We start from the raw sequence: 21,416 nt of genomic DNA on the forward strand, positions 1-21,416 counted from the left end.
ACGAGCTTTTGTATTTTTACCTTTTATAATTCTTGTATATGAACATTCATTTTATTGCTATTGGCGGAAGTGCAATGCACAACTTAGCAATTGCTTTACACCAAAAAGGATACCAAGTTTCTGGTTCTGACGACACAATTCATAATCCATCAAAATCTAGATTAGAAAAATATGGATTATTGCCTAAAGAATTTGGTTGGTTTCCAGAAAAAATTTCATCAGATTTAGATGTAATTATTCTTGGAATGCATGCTAAAAAAGACAATCCAGAATTGTTAAAAGCACAAGAATTAGGCTTGAAAATTTATTCATATCCAGAGTTTTTATACGAGCAATCTAAAGATAAAACGAGGGTTGTTATTGGTGGTTCTCATGGTAAAACTACGATTACTTCTATGATTTTACATGTTTTGAATTATCACGAAAAAGAAGTAGATTATATGGTTGGTGCGCAATTAGAAGGTTTTGAAACTATGGTGCATTTAACCGAAGAAAATGATTTTATTGTTTTAGAAGGAGATGAGTATTTGAGTTCGCCAATTGATATGCGCCCAAAATTTCACTTATACAAACCAAATATTGCTTTATTAAGTGGTGTTGCTTGGGATCATATAAATGTTTTTCCAACTTTTGAGAATTATGTAGAGCAGTTTAAAATTTTTACAGATTCTATGGTGAATGGTGGAAGTATGGTGTATAATATGGAAGATGAAAATGTAAAAGATCTTGTAGAATCATCAGAAAATCATATTAAAAAATATCCATATAAAACTCCAGAATATTTTATTGAAAACGGAATTACTTACTTAGAAACTGCAGAAGGAAATTTACCTTTAGAAATTTTCGGAAAGCACAATCTTCAAAATTTAGCGGGCGCAAAATGGATTTGTCAACACATGGGAATTGATGAAGATGATTTTTACGAAGCGATTGAAAGTTTTGGTGGAGCGAGTAAACGTTTAGAGAAGATTGTTGAAAATAATTCAACCGTAATTTTTAAAGATTTTGCACATTCACCAAGTAAAGTAGAAGCAACTACAAAAGCTGTTAAAGAACAGTATGCAGAAAGAACGGTGTTAGCTTGTTTAGAATTACATACCTATTCTAGTTTAAATGCAGAATTTTTAGCTGAGTATAAAGGAGCTTTAAATGCTGCTGATAAAGCTGTTGTTTTTTATTCTCCTCATGCTGTAAAAATTAAACAATTAGAAGAAGTTACAGCACAACAAATTGCAAATGCTTTTGAAAGAGATGATTTAATTATTTATACAAATCCTGCTGAATTTAAGGAGTTTTTATTTAGTCAGAATTTAGAAAAAACAGCCGTTGTTTTAATGAGCTCTGGTAATTATGGAGGTTTAGATTTTGAAGAAGTTAAGAAGTTGGTTTAGGTTTTTTTAAACCAAATTCTACCATTTTTTTTCTCAACCATTTTTTATCTGTCATTGTGTTCATAAACCAAATTCTATGTTCTTTATTAACAATTGATTTATAAGTCATAAATAATCTATGATTAATAATTATTTTTTTACTAATTTTCTTTTGATGTTCTTTTCGTAAAATATCATCATTAAGAAAAGTGTTTAATAATTTAATATAAGATTTAGTGTTTTTATCTTCTAAAAATTTTAAGGAATTAGGTTTGTTAAATATTACAAAACAACTTGCTAAAAAGCAATTTAAAGGTTTTTTGAGCTTTGTTAAATTATTAAAAGCTACTAATGCATCTGTTTTTTTAGAAAGTAAAAAAACGTCATAAGCATTTCTTAATGCTATATCTATATATAAAAAACCATGATCGTTTATTTGTTTCGCAATTATTGTGAGCGCTAATTGATTTTTAAAACTAATTAAAGTTGTATTATTTATATTTTGAGTGTCTTTTTCTATTAAATTAAAATTAAACTCATTTGCATATTTTTCTGTTAAAAGTTCTTTATGTATTTCAACAGCTGCAATATTATTTTTTTTATTTAATCTAGGATAATGTTTAAACTGAGGAAAATCATAATCAGTTTTATGTACTTTTTTATATCCAAAATTTGCTAATATTTTAATTGCTGGTGGGTAATTCTTTTTAGAAATAATAAAATCAATATCACCAACCATTCTTTCTGCAATATCTTCATACAAACCTTCAAGTAAATTCCCTGTTCCTTTTAAGAAAATGGGAGTAATGTTGTGAGATAATAATAATTCATTTAACTCTTTTGCTTGATCAATTATTTGCTGATTTCGTTCTCTGTTTAAATCAGTAATATGAATCATATAATCTACCAAATCTTGTGGTACATAATCAAGAAATTCGGCTCTTTTTAAGTTACAATACAATGCAGGAAAAACAAAATGCCCTGTACTTACTTTTACAACAGAATTCCAATCAATATTTCCTGATTTTAATTCTGTTTCAACTAAAATTTTATTATGCTGTTCGTGATTTATAGTTAAACACTTTCCAATAAAAAAAAGTGTTTCTTTATAAGTCATTATCAAATAATTTTGTGACAGATGCAATCATTTTTTTATTATCAGAATATGTTAATTGATAGCATTTTAAACCTTCAAACCAATCTAAAAATATTTGTGCATTTTCCTTTTTTGGTGACAACCAAGAATCAGGAATTAATTGTTGAAAAGCATCAATTTTAGAAATTTCTTTACAACTTAATTCAGCATCTTTTTCATACTTGATAAATACTAGATCATTACAAGGTAAATGAGCAAAAAAATCATCGTTATTTGGTTTTAAATAACGCACAATTTTGTTTAATCGTGTAAAGTTGTATTCTGCGGATGTTCCTAATTCAGGATAAATTGGCAATAAAGTTTCTAAACTATTTTTCTTTATAGAAATAGCTGCAGGAAAACTATAAACTTCTTGTTTTTTTGCATCAACAGGAACAAAATCATCTGCTAAACAAGTAAATCCATTTGCTTGTAAAAGTGCTAAAGAAGTACTTTTACCGTTACCAGAATCACCCAAAAAAAGCATTGATTTTTTACTATTACTAATTGCAGATGCATGAAAAACACCCAACCATTCATTTTCTTCTTTTTGATGAATTTGCTGAATTAATTCCATTGAGAATTTTCCTTGAAAATAATGAACATTTTTACTGCTCCAAGAACCAATAAAAGTATTGTTTACATATAAAAAAATATAATTATGATTGATAAAAACTTCAAATTCATTTTCAAATTCTGTTGCTTCATCAATAACTAAATGTGCAAATTTAGGGTGAACTAAAGAAAGTTCTTTTTCACTTAAAAAAGAAATCTTAAAAATAATATCATTTATTTTATAGTATTTTATAAACTCGAAATCTTTAGGTTTTTTTAGTTCTCTAAAATCGTTACCTATTTCTGATGTTTTAGATTTTTCTTTTGTAAAAAACTTTTTATCAAGTTCTAAAATGAGGTCTATTGTTTTATCTAATGGAACATCCAGTTTTTTTGATAAAACTGTTGCTATTTCTTTAACTGCTATTCCTTTATGTAGTCTTTTTAAAATATCTGCCGTTGTATTTTCTAATACTACATATTCGTTGTTATTTTCAAACCAAGTAATGGTTTTATCGTCAATAACTTTATATAAAGTGGTCGTTTTTTTCATAAAGAATAAAAGTAGTTATTTTGGATTTATTATAATAAAAAAACGCCTCAAAAATTGAGGCGTTTTATAAAAAAAAGTATTTAATTTATTTTAAAATCCAGTTCCAGGAGCTTCGATACTTGCAGCCTGTGCTTTTTGCGGACTAAGTATAAGGTAAGTACCTAAAGCAGTTAAAGCTGCATATTTACCATAATTACCTATTTTTTTAATAGCGTCTTTACGTGTAATTTCTTCTTGTTTATTTTCTATGTTATTTTTCATTATATATCTTATTTAAATTCTAGAAATTATTCTAAAGTTATTTTCTTGTTTAATTTTCCTGCTTCTGTTTCTAACTGAACAATGTAAATTCCAGTTGCTAAATTAGGCAATGAAATATCTTGAACACCATTAGATGTAAAAGTAGTATTTAAAACTTGTTTACCAAGAATATTAAATAATTTTATATTTGCTTTTCCTTGAGATAAACCAACAATTCTTAAATTAGAATTATTAGTGTTATAAATACTGATGTTATCTAAAGAAACAGCTTCAATATTTAAAGTTGATTTAGCAGAAGTGTGTAAAAAGAATCTTCCAACCCCGTTTAAAGCTTCATCTAAAGTAACTTTATAATTTGCATTAGCTTCATCTAATCTTGTGTAAGAATTTGCTTCTCTGTCTTCTAAAAATACTTTTAATTCAGAAGGTAAGTTTAAAGCTTGTGCAGTAAATGTAATTTCTTTACCAGCATCAGCAATAATACCAACAGGAATAACCATGGTTTCTAAATCTGAATTAGGTAAAGATTGAATTTGGAAATTTTCACCTTTACTATCAGATACTAAATGAGAATAAAGAGCAAAAGGCTGTGGCACTCCACCAAATAATTTACCATCATAACCATTATCAAAACCAGTTGTAGTACCATCTATATAATACACTTTTAAATATCTTGAAGCATCCCCATTATTCATAAATAATTGAACTTCTGGTCTTGTAGCACTTTTTTGAAAAGTATCTGAAGCTTCATTGCTTTGCAATGCAGTTGTAAATGTTACATCATTCGTAGTTTTTGCTTCTACAAAAAATCCTTGTCCAGGAGCTATTTTAAAAGAATCTCCAGAAATTTGTGTGTCATATTGACCAGTACCTTGATTCCAAATATAAATTTCTTCTTGTACTAATTCATCTGTATTTGTAGTTAAAAAAGTACCACTATTTATATAAGAAGCATAAGGGTTACCTATCAAATTAAAATTATTACTGCCTTGAGTTAAACCAATTGCAACATCACCTGTATTAAGTGTTCCTGTAAAAGAAAGGTCTCCAGCAGCACCTAGTTTAGCAGTGTATCCTTTTCCGTTTACTAAAGCATCAGTTGCTCCGCTACCAAAATAAGACCATCTATCATTAGAATCTGCTTGTGAATTATCATAAGGAGCAAAACCAATATTAGCGCCACTAGTAGCAAAAGTGTTATTGCTAATCATGTCAGTCATAATTTCTCCATTAACAGGACTAGAAACTAAATACCATGCTTTTGTTTTATCTGCGTCGTAAGCTAGAGTTCTGTTGTAAGTAACATTTCCTGAAGAAGTACCACTTACTATTAAAGAACCTCCGCTACTTATTGTAACACCATCTGTTTCCGTAATAGTTAAATCATTCGCTTCAGCTCCCGTTGAAGTTCCAATAATTGGTGCAGTAGCTACATCAGGAATAATAACATTATCAGCTGATGTAGGTACAGTATTTGTATCCCAGTTAGCTGCAGTAGCCCAATCAGAACTATCACTCCCATCCCAAGTTATTGTTGTTGGTGAATAAGGAGACCAAGTAATATCATCAACAATTATTTGTTTACCAGTTATATTCCTTAGTTCTATTATAATATCTCCGGTAACATTTATATCATCAACTGCAAATGTATATGCATCTTTATCATCAGCATCATCAAAAGCAATAGACGTTCCTTTAGAGACACTATTAATAAATAATTCTACTTGTCTATCTCCACTTGAGGTAAAACCTTTGTATAATTTAACAGAAAAATCTCCAATACCTCCAGTAATAGTACTAGAAGTAACTTTACTACCACTGTTTCTAAGCATTAAAGCATTACCAACAATTCCAGCTCCATTAGCATCTCCATTTTCATCTCTAGATTCTACGTATGTCCATGTAATATTATTGTTTCCTAAAAAACTATTATCATTATATCCGCCAGTAGCATTAGAGTTAGTGAAATCTTCTACAAAATAATTAGGAGTTTCATTATCTGCAATAGTAACAGTATGTGTAGCTTGCGAAATAACCAAACCAGTTACAGTACTAGTTTCTGTAATGGTTAGAATTACAGTTTCGTTGTCTGTGTCTGCATCATCATTAATGTCTAAAGAAACGTTTTTAGAACCATCAGCAGTAAAAGTTAAACTTGCAGTATTTAAAGTGTAATCTGCAACATCTGCAGTACCAGAAGCAGCAATACTAACATCTATTTGTGTACCAGAATAATCTGAAACAGTAACAGGAATTAATACGTTAAAAGTTGCGTCTGTTTCAGATTCAGTACTTGTAGCGGCATCAAATCCAATAGATGGCGCAACTTCATCGTCTGTAATAGTAACAGTGTGTTGACTTGTTCCTAAATCTGCTGTACCAGTAGTTACTGTAAAATCGATAATAATCGTTTCATCAATAAAATCTGCATCATCATGTATTGTTAAAGGAATACTTAAAGTTTCGTTAGCAGAAAAAGTTAATGGAGTTAAAATGATTGTATAATCTGAAGGATCTGCAGTACTAGAACCATTTACAGTTGGAGTAATGGTAACATCTGTATTGTAATTTGTAAAAGTTACAGGAATACCAGTGGTAACAACATCTACATCTGTTTCATTAACAGAAGTTGTTTCAGCGTCAAAAGTAACATTTGGTGTTAAAGACGCTGTTTCTAAAGTAAAGTTTTCTACAATCCAATTAGAGCAATCAGCATTAGTATCGTACTTAAAGGCAATATATACATTGGTACCAGCAACACCTTGTAGAGTGGTAAGGTTCTCACTGCTAATTTCTACAATAGTACCAGTACTACTTTGGGCAGCAACACTTTCTATTAATGTCCAAGTAGCAGTATTTGGGTCTCCTGTGCCTATGTAATCATTAGAATAATATATTTCTATTGCAGTAGAACCGTATTGTTGAGAGAAATCGTAAGATAAAATTTCGTTTGCAGCAGTATCTAAATTAAATGCTGGCGAAATAAGCCAATCTTCTGCAGTACAGCTGTCGGTATATGCATTCATGCTTACTCCTGTTCCATTAGTGTAAGCCCAAGTTGAAGTACCTGCAATATTTTGAGCAGTCCAATCATTAGAAAAAGGATCTACACTTGTAAAGTCAATAGTGTAAGGTAATGAAATACCTGGTGCAATATCATTATCTATAATGGTAACTGTATGTGTATCTTGAGAAATTACCAAACCAGTTACAGTACTTGTTTCAGTAATGGTTAAAATTACAGTTTCAATGTCAGAATCTGCATCATCATTAATATCTAAAGAAACGTTTTGAGAACCATCTGCAGTAAAAGTTAAACTTGCAGTATTTAAAGTGTAATCTGCAACATCTGCAGTACCAGAAGCAGCAATACTAACGTCTATTTGTGTGCCAGAATAATCTGAAACAGTAACAGGAATTAATACGTTGAAAGTTGTGTCAGTTTCTGTTTCAGAGCTTGTAGCAGTGTCAAAACCAATAGATGGTGCAACTTCATCATCTGTAATAGTAACTGTATGTTGGCTTGTCCCTAAATCTGCAGTTCCATCAGTTACTGTAAAATCAATAATAATAGTTCCATTAATAAAATCATCATCATGATGAATTGTTAACGGTATATTTTTTGTTTCATCAGCACCAAATACAATCGGAGTTAAATCAATTGTATAATCTGCAGGATCTGCTGTACTTGCGCCATTTACCGTTGGGGTAATAGTAACACCTGCAGCATAGTTTGTTAAAGTTACTGGAATCCCTGTGGTAACAACATCTATATCTGCTTCATTAACAGAACTTGTTTCAGTATCGAAAGTTACCGTTGGTGTAATTATACCTGTGAAAGCTGTCCATACAACATCGTCTATACCTACTCTATCAGCACCACCACTGCTCGAACCTCCGGTGTCATTCCATAATTTAATAACTATATCACCACTTACATTAATGTTTGATATTGTTGTTGTTGTAATTGCAGTTTCTACTGGTACAGTTCCAACTTTTACATCATTAATAAAAACTGAAAGAACACTAGAGCCTCCACTGAATTTTCTTTGAGTAGATATAGTTATGTCTCCTATACCACCGCTTATTGTTCCTGATTGCACATAAGTATCCGATTTGTCGTCGTTTAATGTGATTGCATCTCCATTAATATCTTCGCTAACTCTTGCATTAGTGGCTGTCCAAGTAGAACCGTCATCTCCAGTCCAACTTCTAGATAAATAACTGCTTACATTACCAGTGATACCTGTAAATGTTTCTGTACCTTGACAATAACTAAAATTGGAAATTATTGCAAAAACAAATAGCATTGCAATTTTTAATAAGTTTTTTTGTTTCATAATTTATGTATTTTGTTGCCATAAAACTACAAAAAATATAAAGAATGAAAACAGTAATTATCTATTTTACTGAAAGATAACGTTAACTTAAAATAGAGCTCTTATTTTAATATTTTCGTAAATTTATCGTTATCTTTTTTTTAAATTCGAAAAAACTAACTGAAATTAATTTCATTTACCATTAGTAAAGTACAACAGAAAGGCAAGCATAAATAGTTTTAATGTAACTTTTAGGAGACAAACCAACCTTTTTTGTATTCCGTTCGTTTAAGTTTTGTATTTGTTACGAATCAATTTTGTATTTGTTACGTATCTATTTTGTAGAAGTACTAGTATCTCTCTATAAATATACTAGTATTTTGTGTAGTTTATACTAGTATATTTTTAAAATTATAGTAGTATTTTTACAAAGATAATATTGTAAGACCTTAAAAGCTTTAAATAGAAAGGAATTTAAAGATACAACTTTTTTTAAAAAACAACGAAGTAAATGAACGTTGGCTTTATAAAATAGCTATTTTACGAGGTTCTTTTAAATATTGATTAGAAACGAGACTTTCTTAGATGCAAACTAATTTTTTCGCCAGAAGAAAGGTGTAAACAAAATTAAAACTGTAAAAAGCTCTAAACGTCCAATTAACATTAAAAAAGAACAAAACCATTTTGCAGAAGATGATAAATGTGCAAAACTATCAACAGGACTTACAGAACCTAAACCAGGACCAATATTACCTAAAGAGGAAGCTGTAGCACCTAACGCAGATAGGAAATCTAAACCCAATAATGTTAAAATAACTGATGCTAAAATAAAAATTAGCATGTAAATAATAAAAAAGGAAAGAATATTAAAAACAATTGTTTGACTCACCGATTTCCCATCATATCTTACAGGAATTATTGCATTTGGATGTAAGGCTTTTTTAAATTCTAAAAAGCTATTTTTTAGCATTATAATATGTCTAACAACTTTTACGCCTCCACTTGTAGAACCTGCAGAACCACCTGTAAAAAAGAGCGCAAAGAAAATAGCAGTTGCAAAGAAACACCATGTAGTAAAATCTGCGGATACAAAACCAGTTGTAGTTACAACAGAGGTTACCATAAATAAAGAGTGTCTTATAGCACTTTCTGCTTCGCCATATACTTTTGGATGTGCAATTGTAGTTTGTAAATTAGGATCTTGGAAAAATATAATTAAAATTGCAACAACTGCTGAAACTCCTAAAACACCAAATAAATAATATCTAAATTCTTCACTTTGAAAAACTTTTTTAATTTTACCTTTCAAAGCAAAATAGATTAGTACAAAGTTTGAGCCTGCAATCAGCATAAAAAAGATGATAATATATTGTGCAAAAGGTAGATTATTGTAAAAAGCTACACTACTGTTTTTAGTAGAAAAACCACCTGTACTTAATGTTGCCATTGCATGATTTATAGCATCAAACCAAGTCATGCCAGCAAGTTTTAATAAAAAGAATTCAGCAAAGGTTAAAGAGACATAAATTAAGTATAATCGTTTTGCGGTGTCTGTAATTCTTGGATGTAATTTATCTGCAGATGGCCCTGGCGCTTCTGCCATAAAAAGTTGCATTCCTCCAATTCCTAAAAGAGGTAAAATTGCAATGGTTAGTACAATAATTCCCATTCCGCCTATCCAATGTGTAACACTTCTCCAAAAAAGAATGCCTTTTGGCATAGATTCAATATCTGTAAGAATTGAAGATCCGGTTGTAGAATAACCAGAAATAGTTTCAAAAAAAGCATCAGTAATACTCGGTATTGCACCAGAAAATAAGTAGGGTAACATTCCTGTAAATGAAAGTATAAGCCATCCAGAAGTTACTATTAAATAACCTTCTTTTTTATGTATACTGGTACTTTGAGGTTTGTTAAGAAAATAGAGTAGAACACCAATAAGAACTGTAATTATTCCAGAAATTAAAATTCCGTCACCAGCTTTTTCGTCATTAAAATAACTAAAAGGATAAGCAACAAACATAAACAGTCCATTAAGAATGGCTGTAATGCCTAAAAAGCGATAAATTATTTTTAGATTTAGCGATCCCATTTTAATTAAAAAAACGCTCTACGGTTGATATTGCTTCGGGTAAACAGAAAACAATTACTTTATCTCCTGTTTGTATTTGCATATTTCCAAAAGACATTAAAGCTTTTCCTTCTCTAATAACTCCACCAAAAACAGCTTCTCTAGGAAATCGTAAATCTTTAATAGGTTCTTTTGTAACTTTTGAATTTATTTTTACTTCAAATTCAAAAACTTCAGCGTCAATATTATGTAAATTGGCTAATTCTAAGATTTCACCTTTTCTAATATGTTTAAAAATATTACTTGCTGCAATTAGTTTTTTGTTGATAAGGGATTGTATACCAATTGTTTGAGAAATATCGATATAATCCATGTTTTCTACCAAAGCAATTGTTTTTTTAACGCCTTTAGATTTTGCAACTAAACAAGACATAATATTGGTCTCAGAGTTAGCGGTAACAGCAATAAAAGCATCAGTTTCTCTAATGTTTTCTTCTTCTAATAATTCTAAATCTCTTCCGTCACCATTAATAACTAAGGTATGGGTTAAAGTTTCTGCTAGTACTTCTGCTTTTTCTTTATTCTTTTCAATCAGTTTAACTCTAAAGTTGTCTTCACAAAGATTTCTTGCTGTTTTTTCGCCAATGCTACTTCCTCCAAGAATCATTACATTTTTAATGTTAAATTGTTTCTTTCCAAGAAGTGGATACAAGTCTTTCATGCTGTAATTTGGTACAGAAAAATAGACCTGATCATCTAGTTTATATGTTGTATCTCCTCTTGGAATAATAGTTTGAGAAACATTTTCTCTTTTTATTGCAATGGTTATAAAATCTACATTAGAAAACTTTTCTTTTGCTTCTTTTACAGTAAGATCTATTAAAGGCGAATTATAAGTTAATGCTGTTCCTAATACATTAAATAAACCACTTTCAAAGGCAACAGTGTCATTAAATGAAGATTGATTTAGCAGCATTTTAATTTCATTTGCGGCTAATTCTTGTGGCGAAATCATAAAATCTACACCAAATTTTGTAAAATCTACTTCACATTCATTTAAAAATTCAGGGTTATCAATTCTAGCAATTGTTTTTTTTGCGCCTAAAGATTTTCCAATAACAGAAATTGTAAAATTAGTATTTTGACTTTCTGTAACAGCAATTAATAAATCAGCAGAATCAATACCAATTTCTTTTAAAAGTTTGATAGAAGTTGCATCACCTTTTTGGGTAATTACATCTAAATGATTGTTGATATAGTTTAACCTATCTCCATCAAAATCGATGATGTAAGTGTCTTGAGATTCGTAAGAAAGTAGCTTTGCTAAATGAAAGCCAACATCTCCTGCACCTGCAATAATAATTTTCATGTTTCAAATATAGAAATAGTTGCAAATATATAAAGAGTTTTGTTGGAAACGTAAATAAATAAATATTTTCAGTTTTTACGAAAGATTTATAAAGTAATTTTACTTCTTTTTTTATAAAAAACTGATAAATATCGTCTTTTTTAGAGCATAGAAACTTTATTTTTACAAATTGATACTAAAAACTCATTTCTTGAAATTAAAATACGTTAACTCCCCGGTCTTTTTAAAAGTTTGTAACTTTTTGGTTCTTTTTTTACTCTTTGCTTCTTTTTTTTCGTGTGATAAAAAGCCTGAATATAAAGAAATTGAAACAAGTAAAAGTGTTTTTTTATCAGGAGAATTAATTCCTGATAGTCATTTTCTTGGTGATAAAAAATGTAAAGAATGTCATCAAAATGAATTTAAAAAATGGGAAGGTTCTCATCATGATAAAGCAATGCAAATTGCCGATAGTGTTACTGTTTTAGCAGATTTTAACAATCATACATTTACGAGTCAAGGTGTAACTTCAAACTTCTTTAAAAAAGGAGAAGATTTTTATGTAAACACAGATGGCCCTGATGGCAAAAATCACGATTATAAAATTGTCTATACTTTTGGGATAACGCCTTTGCAACAATACATTGTTCAATTTCCTGATGGACATTACCAATGTTTACGAACTGCTTGGGATTCTGTTAAAAATAAATGGTTTGATTTATATCCAGATTTTAAAGTAGTGCATTCAGAATGGTTGCATTGGTCAAGAGGAGGTTTAAATTGGAATAATATGTGCTCTGATTGCCATTCTACCAATGTTCGTAAAAATTATGAGCAAGAAACACATAGTTATAATACAAAATTTGCACTTATAAATGTAAGTTGTGAAGCTTGTCATGGACCAGGAAAAGAACATGTTACAGCTGAAGAAAATTTGGGCGAAAAATATGTTGCCAATGGTAGTTTTCAAATGACAAGTGATACAGCACCAAAAGAATTGGTAGATGAATGTGCACGTTGCCACATGAGAAGAGAACAGTTTTCTGAAGCTTTTAATTTTGAAGGTACAATGTTAGATCATTATTATCCGCAGTTATTAGAAGAAAGATTGTATCAAGCAGATGGGCAAATTTTAGATGAAGATTATGTGTATGGTTCGTTTGTGCAAAGTAAAATGTATCAAAATAATGTAACTTGTACCAATTGTCATGATGCACATTCTTTAAAATTAAAGTTTGATGGAAATAAACTTTGCGCACAATGTCATGTTGCAGAAAATTATGATACTCCTAAACATCATTTTCATCCGCAAAATACAGAATCTTCTAAATGTATAAATTGTCATATGCCTGGTAGATATTATATGGGAAATGATTTTAGAAGAGATCATAGTTTTAGAGTGCCAAGACCAGATTTAAGTGTAAAATACGGAACTCCGAATGCATGTACAGGTTGTCATAAAGATAAAGACGATGTTTGGGCGGCTAAAAATTTCACAAAACTATTTGGCGAAGTAGATTCTGTTCATTTTTCTGATAAGTTAGCACCAGGAATTACCATGCAACCTGGCGCTCATGAAGGTTTAATTGATTTAATGCACGATAAACAGCAACCAGAAATTGTAAGAGCATCCGCAACAAAAGCATTATCAAATTATAATATTCCGAGTTCGATACAGGAATATTTAAACCTTTTAAAAGATGAATCTGCTTTGGTAAGAGGAGCAAGTGTAGATGTTTTAAGCACTATTAACACTAAAGATTATACTTCTTATTTTTTACCATTATTAAATGATCCGAAGAGAACTATTAGAATAAAAGCATTTTTTGGTTTAGCGGTTATGGATGAATCAGAAATACCAGAATTTTATAAAGAAAGCTATCAGAAAGTAAAAAAAGAGTTTTTTACAAATTTAAAAACTAATGCAGATTTTGTAGGTTCAAGAATTAAAAAAGGAGATTATTATAATAAAAAAGGAAATATAGTTGAGGCAATTAAAAATTATGAAAATGCCTTAGCAATTGATAATATTAACAATCAAATTAGAATAAATTTAGCCACATTATATTACAATAATAAGCAGTATGAAAAAGCAGAAAAAGCTTTTAAAACTGTAATTGAGCAAGAGCCAGAATATGGGCCAGTTTATTATTCTCTAGCTTTAATGTATGGAGAATTAAATAGAGTAGATGATGCAATTGCTCAATTAAAAACAGCAATTAAAGTAATGCCAGATAATATTCGTTTTTATTATAATTTAGGTTTATTATATGATAAAAACCAAGATTTAAAAAATGCAGAAAAAACAATTGTTGCTGGTCTAAAAATAGATCCAAATAACGAAAGTTTATTATATGCTTTAGCATATATTTATTCTAAATCTAGTCAAAAAGAAAAAGCTAAAAATATTGTTTTAAGATTAATTCAATTATATCCAAATAACCAACAATATAGAAGTTTTTTAAATTCGCTTTAGGTTTTTTTAGAGAATAAATTCTTTTCAGAATATACGCTTAAAATTAGGTTTTTACTTTTAGCTGTCTCATAGTAGTGTCATGGAATGTCATGCAGATAGAAGCCTTAAATTGATAAAATTCATTTTCGTATTTTTATCAAAAATTGTTACATGGAAAAATTAACCATTAAATCTTGGGCTTTAGACGACAGACCTCGAGAAAAATTAATTGCAAAAGGAAAAAACGCTTTGTCTGATGCAGAATTAATTGCAATTCTTATTGGTTCTGGAAACAGAAAAGAAAGCGCTGTAGCATTATCAAAAAGAATATTACAAGCTGCGGATAGTAATATTAATGCACTTGCAAAATTATCTGTAGAAAAATTAATGACGTTTAACGGTATTGGAGAAGCCAAAGCAATTACCATAATAACTGCATTAGAATTAGGTAAAAGGCGTCAGCTAGAAATAGCTTTAGAAAAACTGAAAATTACCTGTAGTAAAGACGGTTTTAATATTATGCAACCCATTATTGGTGATTTAGAACACGAAGAGTTTTGGGTACTTTTCTTAAATAATTCTAATAAAGTATTAGCAAAAAATCAAATAAGTAAAGGCGGTTTAACAGCTACAATTGTAGATGTACGATTGTTGTTTAAACAAGCTTTAGAACTAACTTCTGTTGCTATGATTGTGTGTCATAATCATCCATCAGGAAAATTACAACCAAGTACTGCTGATAAACAATTAACGCAAAAAATAAAACAAGCAGGCACAACTTTAGATATAAAATTGTTAGATCATTTAATAATTACCGAAAAAGCGTATTTTAGCTTTGCTGATGAAGGTTTGTTGTAAGTTTTATACTTTTAGTAATGCATAAACTTTGAATCTTTGTTACTTTGCAGCTTAGGAACTATAGAAAAAAATGATACTAGTTTATACACATAAATTAACACCAAGAGTACGTTATATTTTTAAACATATTATAACAAGAACATTATTAATTCCTGTTAGTTTTACTACAAGAATAGAAGAATTTGTAGCGCATAGTGGTCCAAAATTAACCTATACAAAAGCACCTTTAGGAAACGAATTTTTTATAAAAAGTAACGATTTATTATTTGAGCAAGGTGTAAACGATTTAGAAATAAGTGTTCAAAAATGGGATGATGTTCCTTGTTTTTTTACAACCAATAAAAAAGCCCTAATTCCTTTTGATATTTTTGCTGCAAGTTTCTATTTAATTACTAGATACGAAGAATATTTACCACATGTAAAAGACATTCACGGTCGTTTTACGGCAGAACAAAGTTTGGCTTTTAAACATCAATTTTTAGAAAAACCAATTGTAGATATTTGGGCATATAAATTTTTAAATATTTTAAAAGAAAGATTTCCAGATTATACATACACGCAAAGAGCTTACAATTACATTTCTACAATAGATATAGACAATGCATTTGCCTACAAACATAAAAGTTTAATAAGAACTGTTGGTGGTTTTTTTAATGATTTGTTTAAATTTAAATTGTTAGAAGTTTGGAATCGATTTACGGTTGTTTGGGGTTTAAAAAAAGATCCTTTTGATACTTTTGATAAAATATTAAGGTTAAGAAAAGAATACAATGTTAAAACTATTTTCTTCTTTTTAATTGGCGATTATTCTACTTTTGACACTAATGTTTCTGCTTCAAAAATGAAATATAAACTGCTCATAAAAGAAATGGTAGATTATGCTCGTGTTGGTTTACATCCATCTTATTTTACTATGCAAAATGCCGTGCTTTTAAAGAAAGAAAAAGAACGTTTAGAGGCAATTACAAATATGCCAGTTAGCAGATCTAGACAGCATTATTTACGTTTTTCTTTACCAGAAACTTATCAGAATTTAATAGATTTAGAAATTGAAGAAGATTATTCTATGGGGTATGCAAGCAATGTTGGTTTTAGAGCAAGCACGTGTACACCTTTTTATTTTTATGATTTAGATTTCGAAATTCAAACTCCTTTAAAAGTATTTCCTTTTGCTTTGATGGATACTACTTTAAACGATTATATGAAATTAACACCTAAGCAATCTTTAGGTAGAATTAGAGATTTAAAAAACGAAGTAAAAGCTGTAAATGGTACTTTTATAACGCTGTTTCATAACGAGAATTTAAGCGATTATTTACGTTGGAAAGGCTGGAAACGTTTGTATGAATCGATGTTAAAAATTGCGACTTCTTAGAATGATAAATTATATAAAAAGAAAAGATTTAGACATTGCTAAATTTGATACTTGTATAGAAAATTCCGTTCAATCTAGAATATCTGCATTTTCTTGGTATTTAGATATTGTCGCAGATAATTGGGACGTTTTAGTTTTAGACGATTACAAAGCTGTTATGCCAGTAACTTGGCGTAAAAAAGTAGGAATTAAATATGTGTATCCGCCTCTTTGGTTGTTAGAATTAGGTGTTTTTTCTTTGGATGAAAGCCTAGATATTCAACCATTTTTAGCAATTTTATATAGTAAATTTAAGTTTGTAGAACTTCGATTAAATACTACGAATCAGTTTTTAAATTCGGATTGTTTATTGCCTAAACAGTTTCAATATTTAGATTTAAAAATTGGCTATGAAGCTATTTTAAAAGGCTATAATAGAAATAGAAAAAGAGAAATTGTAAAAGCAAACAAACATCATTTAATAGAAAACTGGACAGATAATCCAGAGAAATTAATTGCTATTTTTAAAGAAAATATTGCAGAACGTGTAAAAGGGATTTCTGATAAAGATTATACTAATTTACTAAATTTGATGAATCTTTCTATTGAAAAAGGAGTAGGAGAGTTGCTAACTATTTATGATGAAAATAATAAATTATTAGCTGCGGCTTTTTTCTTGAAACATAAAAATAAAGTAACACAACTGGTTTGTGCATCAGATATTTCTAATAGAAAAAATGGCGTACATACTTTTTTTAATGATCGCGCCATTTTTAAATATCAATCACATTTTGATATCTATAATTTTGGAGGTTCATCAATGGAAAATATTGCGAATTATTATTTGAGTTTTGGTTCGAAAACAGAAAAATATCAGCAAATAAAATATAATAATTTACCTTTTTTTATAAAGTTGTTGAAGCCTTAGAATTTAGAAATTCATCAAACTTTTTTGGTAGTTTTTTATTGAAAATAATTGCTGATAAATCTTCTGTATAAGATTCTTTCTGCTTTATAACTTTACACGGATTGCCAACAGCAATAGAATTACTAGGAATATCTTTATTTACCAAAGAATTTGCGCCAATGATAACATTATCACCAATAGAAACTTCTGGTAAAACGGTGCTATTTGCACCAATCCAAACATTATTGCCAATTGTAATTGGTTTTCCTTTTGTGTGTTCTCTTAAATTATCGCTTTTATGATTGGATGAAATTATAGAAACACCAGGTCCTAATTCAATATTTGAGCCAAAAATAATTCCGTTATTTGCTTGAATATAATTGTTGTAATTATCTCCTGGATCGCACAAAATTCCTTTTTGAATATTTTCTGGCGCTAACACTTTTGATGTAAAATGAACTGGCCATTTTACTTTTGGATTTAATCTAAATAATTTTTGCGGAATTAAATAATGGAAAAATAAAATATAATAACGCTGATAACTATATTTTGGTCTGTAATATTTTGGGTACAACCAATTTATAATCCATCCGAAAAAGAGAAAATCTATTTTTTTAAACATTTATTTTATCTTGTTTTTAGAGAAATACAAATACCATTGTGTAATAATTTCATTATATTCTTTTGATGATTTTTCTACTTTTAACTTGTTTAAATTAAGTGATTTTAGCATTTTATCTGTTAAAGGCTTGTAATTTACCCAATCGTTTTTTTCTAGAAATTGCTGTTTTATAAAAGTAGGTAAAAATGGTTTTATTTTGTTCTTTACTTTTTGAATATTAATATTTTTTTCTGATGGTTGTAATTCACTTTCAAAATAAACATTATATTTTTTAAAATATTCATTGATTAAAATAGCATCAAAAAATGTTTTCATCAGTTTATTTTTTACAGGTACTTTTTTAAAGAAATCTAACAATTCTTTATCCCAGAAAGGAAATCGATGCTCAAATCCAAAATAAGTATAAAAATTGGCTGAATTAAAAATATATTTTGCAATTTTTTCTTTAAGGTCAAAATCTTCAAAAACAGAAGAAGGAATTTTCTCTACATAATTATCATCAATATGAGTTAACTGCTTTTTAACTTGTCTTTTAAAAATTTTCTTGTTTGATGCTGATAAAGGGTAATTTGTAAATTTCTGTTCAATTATTAAGTCAGCAATGTCGGTATGGTTTAAATTTTCTGGAATTACTTTTAAAAACTGACTGCCTCCTAATAAATCGCCTGCATAACCAGGAATAAATATGGAGTCTTCTGCAATTAAATTATTTTCCTTTAAATAATTAACGGCAAAATACTCTTGTAAATTTGGCATGGAAGAAAGTTTTCCTGCAAAATGCGCATATTCTTTAAATGCTGATGTTTCTAAAAATCCATCAATGATTTGAGAATTGTATTCAATAAAAATCCATTTAAAATTTAAAGCTTCTGCAGTATTTTTAGAATTTTCAATTTCAAAACTATCTTTTCTACCATACGTATAACAAAATACATTTTTATAATTGTATTTTTTTAGCATTACAGCAATAAATCGAGAATCAAAACCACCGCTTAAAGGAATAACAACGGTTCTATTATTTAAGGAGTTTATAAACCTTTTAATTGTATTTTCGAAAGCATCAATTGCTTTCTTTTTTAAAGTAGTATAAGGATCTGAACTTTCTTTTTTTATGGCATACGAATAGAAAAAATTACTTTCAATTATTTCATCATTTTTGATGATTAGATATTCACTAGCTTGTACTTGAAAAACATTTGTTAATAACGTTTTTTTTCCGTGTGTATGATTGCATGCTTTGAACTCAATTTCTGATAATGCATCAAAAGTATCAAGATTAAAAGTATCTTTTAGATAAAAAATGTCATCACTTAAAAATAGTTTATTGTTTTGAAAAGTATAAAAAATCGGGAAAGATCTTGTAATATCAGAAGCAATAAAAACCTTATTTTTATCAGAAAAAAGTAAGGTAAAAACACCATTTATATTCTTTAAAAGTTCCTTAAAATCAGATGTGGTTCTTACTGATGACAGGTAGTTTACAGCATTTTCTTTTTCATAAAAAATAGCATTTATATAAAAATAACCTTTAAAAAAAAGGGAATCATTTTTATACCATTTAAAGCCTTTGTTATGTTTTAAAGTTATGTTCATATTAGCTGTATGCAATTTTCTTTTCTTTGGATGTTTTTAAAAGATAGATAAATATAAGAATATTAAAAAGCATTCCTACTCCAGAAAAAAGTATTAAAGAAATAACAATGTTGTCGTAAAAATAGTATCCTAAAAATAACGCCAAAAATCTAAATATCAGTAAAAAAGAATCATAAATAACCATCGTTTTTTGTTTGTTTAAAATCAGAATTAATGGCGTTATTGGATTGCTTAAAAAAGCAAAGAATAACCACGGAATTATAATTCTTGAGTACAAACCAACGTCTGCCCAATTTTCTCCAAAAATAATATCTAAGAAAAAAGAAATTACAAATAAAGGAATAAAAAGAAAGGAGCTAATAAATAATAAATGCTTGGCTGTTTTTATAACTAAATCATGTAAATCGCCTTTCTCATTATATATTTTACTTGCTTTATTAAAGAAAACCTGATTTATAGATTGTTGAAAAATACCAACAGGTGCTCTCATAAATTTAATTGCCAAACCATAAATTCCTGAGCTTGCCAAACCAAAATATTTAGTAATTAAAAGTACTGGTAATTCGTTGGAAAGATTATTTGTTAAGTTTATAATGGTGTTAAAAACAGGAATATCTTTATATCTTTTTGCTAAAAAAAACATCCTTTTTAAAGATAAATTTTTAATAAGTTTTTGCATTGTTTTAGCAGAGGCTTTTATTAAAAAAAGGAGCTGCATACATTGTCCTAAAAGCATTCCTGGAATTAATCCCAAAGAATTAAAAGAGCTAAAACCCGTTGCTAATTGAGCAGAACTCATAGTAGCAGATTTTGCTAATAATCCTTTAGAAATGTTTTTAAACATACTTGTTCTGTTGTTCCAATAATCAAAAATTGAAACGCTTGCAAAAAGAAAAACACTTAGCGGTAATAAATAAATGAAATTTGCGAGTTTCGTAATATTAAAGAAATTAGCAATACTCTCATTAAAAAAGAAGATTATAATCAGTAATAAAAGACAATAGATTGCTAAGATTATAAAAGAAAAAGCGGCTAAATTGATTGCATCTTTATCTCTTTTTGGTAAAACTATAGCAAATTCATATTGTAAAGTTGCCAAAGGTTTTAAAATTAAAGTTGCTGATGAAAATAAGGTGTAAATACCAAAAAGTTCTGTAGAAAAAAGGCGTGTAAGTATTAAAATTGAAGCATAAATAACAACTTGACTTAAAGCAGAACCCGTTATTAATGTTAAAACATTTTTAACAAACTCTTTTTTTAAAAAAGAAAATAGTTGCATATTACTGGCCTAATTACTGTCCTCAAATATAATGGAAATGAAACAGATTCAGCATGTCTTTTTTGATTTAGATCATACTTTATGGGATTTTGAAAAAAATTCTGATCTAACTTTTAGAAAAGTCTTCGATAAACAAAATATTACTTTAGATTTAAATTCTTTTTTAGAAGTTTATAAACCCTTAAATCTTGAATATTGGAAATTATATAGAGAAGAAAAAGTAACAAAAGAAGAATTAAGATACGGAAGGTTAAAAAAGACTTTTGACGCTGTAAGTTATAGTATTTCAGACGCTTTAATTGATGTAATTGCCATTGAATACATCGAGTTTTTACCAGATTTCAATCATTTATTTGAGCATACTTTCGAAATTTTAGATTATTTAAAAGGCAAATATCAGCTACATATTATTACAAACGGATTTGAAGAAGTACAAACTAAAAAAATGCAATCTTCAAATATTTTACAGTATTTTAATGCAGTAATTACATCAGAATCTGTTGGAGTTAAAAAACCAAATCCTAAAGTTTTTGAGTATGCATTAGAATCAACAAAAGCCCTAAAAGAGAATTCTATAATGATTGGTGATAATATTGAAGCCGATATTGAAGGGGCAATTAATGTTGGTATGCATGCCATTCATTTTAATTCTGAAGGATTAGAAATAAATAGCAATAATTTTCGTAGTATAAAGTGTCTTTTAGAAATAAAGCAATATCTTTGATTTAATTTGTAT

15 protein-coding genes are annotated in these 21,416 nt (G+C 28.7%); 6 read left to right on the forward strand and 9 right to left on the reverse strand.

All coding sequences use genetic code 11. The annotated features are described in order from the left end of the window. Positions 1 to 38: 38 nt before the first annotated feature. Positions 39 to 1,391, forward strand: a complete 1,353-nt coding sequence (locus tag BLT70_RS03125) for a UDP-N-acetylmuramate--L-alanine ligase (RefSeq protein ID WP_091891431.1) — start codon at positions 39 to 41, stop codon at positions 1,389 to 1,391. On the opposite strand, the gene BLT70_RS03130 is transcribed toward BLT70_RS03125, so the two are convergent. The 6 genes from BLT70_RS03130 to trkA all read right to left on the reverse strand — a co-directional run bounded on the left by BLT70_RS03130 (position 1,375) and on the right by trkA (position 11,633). Then, a complete protein-coding gene (locus tag BLT70_RS03130; RefSeq protein WP_091891434.1) occupies positions 1,375 to 2,487 on the reverse strand; it encodes a nucleotidyltransferase family protein in 1,113 nt (370 codons plus the stop codon). The genes BLT70_RS03125 and BLT70_RS03130 overlap by 17 nt on opposite strands. Further along, a complete protein-coding gene (locus BLT70_RS03135) occupies positions 2,477 to 3,613 on the reverse strand; it encodes a hypothetical protein (protein WP_091891437.1) in 1,137 nt (378 codons plus the stop codon). Before BLT70_RS03135 ends, BLT70_RS03130 begins: the two co-directional genes overlap by 11 nt. A gap of 90 nt (positions 3,614 to 3,703) precedes the next feature. Next, positions 3,704 to 3,874, reverse strand: coding sequence for a hypothetical protein (locus BLT70_RS17215; RefSeq protein ID WP_172824377.1), 171 nt, complete (start codon positions 3,872 to 3,874; stop codon positions 3,704 to 3,706). Positions 3,875 to 3,900: 26 nt separating this feature from the next. Next, on the reverse strand, positions 3,901 to 8,214 hold the full coding sequence (locus BLT70_RS03140) for a Calx-beta domain-containing protein (protein ID WP_091891440.1): 4,314 nt from the start codon (positions 8,212 to 8,214) through the stop codon (positions 3,901 to 3,903). Positions 8,215 to 8,785: 571 nt separating this feature from the next. Next, complete coding sequence (locus BLT70_RS03145) at positions 8,786 to 10,285, reverse strand: TrkH family potassium uptake protein (protein ID WP_091891443.1); 1,500 nt, start codon at positions 10,283 to 10,285, stop codon at positions 8,786 to 8,788. A 1-nt stretch (position 10,286) separates the two neighbouring features. After that, positions 10,287 to 11,633: a Trk system potassium transporter TrkA gene (gene trkA / locus BLT70_RS03150; RefSeq protein ID WP_091891445.1), complete on the reverse strand. Its 1,347-nt coding sequence runs from the start codon at positions 11,631 to 11,633 to the stop codon at positions 10,287 to 10,289. Between the two features lie 241 nt (positions 11,634 to 11,874). Between trkA and BLT70_RS03155 the strand changes: the two genes are divergently transcribed. The 4 genes from BLT70_RS03155 to BLT70_RS03170 all read left to right on the forward strand — a co-directional run bounded on the left by BLT70_RS03155 (position 11,875) and on the right by BLT70_RS03170 (position 17,207). After that, positions 11,875 to 14,088 carry a tetratricopeptide repeat protein gene (locus tag BLT70_RS03155; RefSeq protein ID WP_091891448.1) on the forward strand — a complete coding sequence of 738 codons (2,214 nt, stop codon included), beginning with the start codon at positions 11,875 to 11,877 and terminating at the stop codon, positions 14,086 to 14,088. A 150-nt stretch (positions 14,089 to 14,238) separates the two neighbouring features. Further along, entirely contained in the window at positions 14,239 to 14,925 is a 687-nt protein-coding gene (gene radC, locus BLT70_RS03160; RefSeq protein ID WP_091891451.1) for a DNA repair protein RadC, read from the forward strand. A gap of 70 nt (positions 14,926 to 14,995) precedes the next feature. Continuing rightward, positions 14,996 to 16,300, forward strand: a complete 1,305-nt coding sequence (locus tag BLT70_RS03165) for a polysaccharide deacetylase family protein (protein ID WP_091891452.1) — start codon at positions 14,996 to 14,998, stop codon at positions 16,298 to 16,300. 1 nt (position 16,301) lies between these two features. Then, positions 16,302 to 17,207, forward strand: a complete 906-nt coding sequence (locus BLT70_RS03170) for a hypothetical protein (RefSeq protein ID WP_091891454.1) — start codon at positions 16,302 to 16,304, stop codon at positions 17,205 to 17,207. Here the strand turns inward: BLT70_RS03170 and BLT70_RS03175 are convergent. From BLT70_RS03175 to BLT70_RS03185, 3 genes are read right to left on the reverse strand one after another with little or no spacing between them, the layout of a single operon-like run. Then, positions 17,185 to 17,808, reverse strand: a complete 624-nt coding sequence (locus tag BLT70_RS03175; protein WP_091891457.1) for a DapH/DapD/GlmU-related protein — start codon at positions 17,806 to 17,808, stop codon at positions 17,185 to 17,187. The two genes, BLT70_RS03170 and BLT70_RS03175, sit on opposite strands and share 23 nt — an antisense overlap. After that, the gene (locus BLT70_RS03180) at positions 17,809 to 19,401 is read right to left on the reverse strand and encodes an asparagine synthase C-terminal domain-containing protein (protein ID WP_091891460.1); all 1,593 of its coding nucleotides are present in this window, start codon (positions 19,399 to 19,401) and stop codon (positions 17,809 to 17,811) included. Between the two features lies 1 nt (position 19,402). Then, positions 19,403 to 20,680 (reverse strand): oligosaccharide flippase family protein, encoded by a 1,278-nt coding sequence (locus BLT70_RS03185; RefSeq protein ID WP_091891463.1) that lies wholly within the window; start codon positions 20,678 to 20,680, stop codon positions 19,403 to 19,405. 31 nt (positions 20,681 to 20,711) lie between these two features. On the opposite strand from BLT70_RS03185, the gene BLT70_RS03190 reads away from it, so the two are divergent. Then, on the forward strand, positions 20,712 to 21,404 hold the full coding sequence (locus BLT70_RS03190; protein WP_091891466.1) for a YjjG family noncanonical pyrimidine nucleotidase: 693 nt from the start codon (positions 20,712 to 20,714) through the stop codon (positions 21,402 to 21,404). Positions 21,405 to 21,416: the final 12 nt, after the last annotated feature.

The organism is Polaribacter sp. KT25b (genome assembly GCF_900105145.1).
Taxonomy (GTDB): Bacteria; Bacteroidota; Bacteroidia; order Flavobacteriales; family Flavobacteriaceae; genus Polaribacter.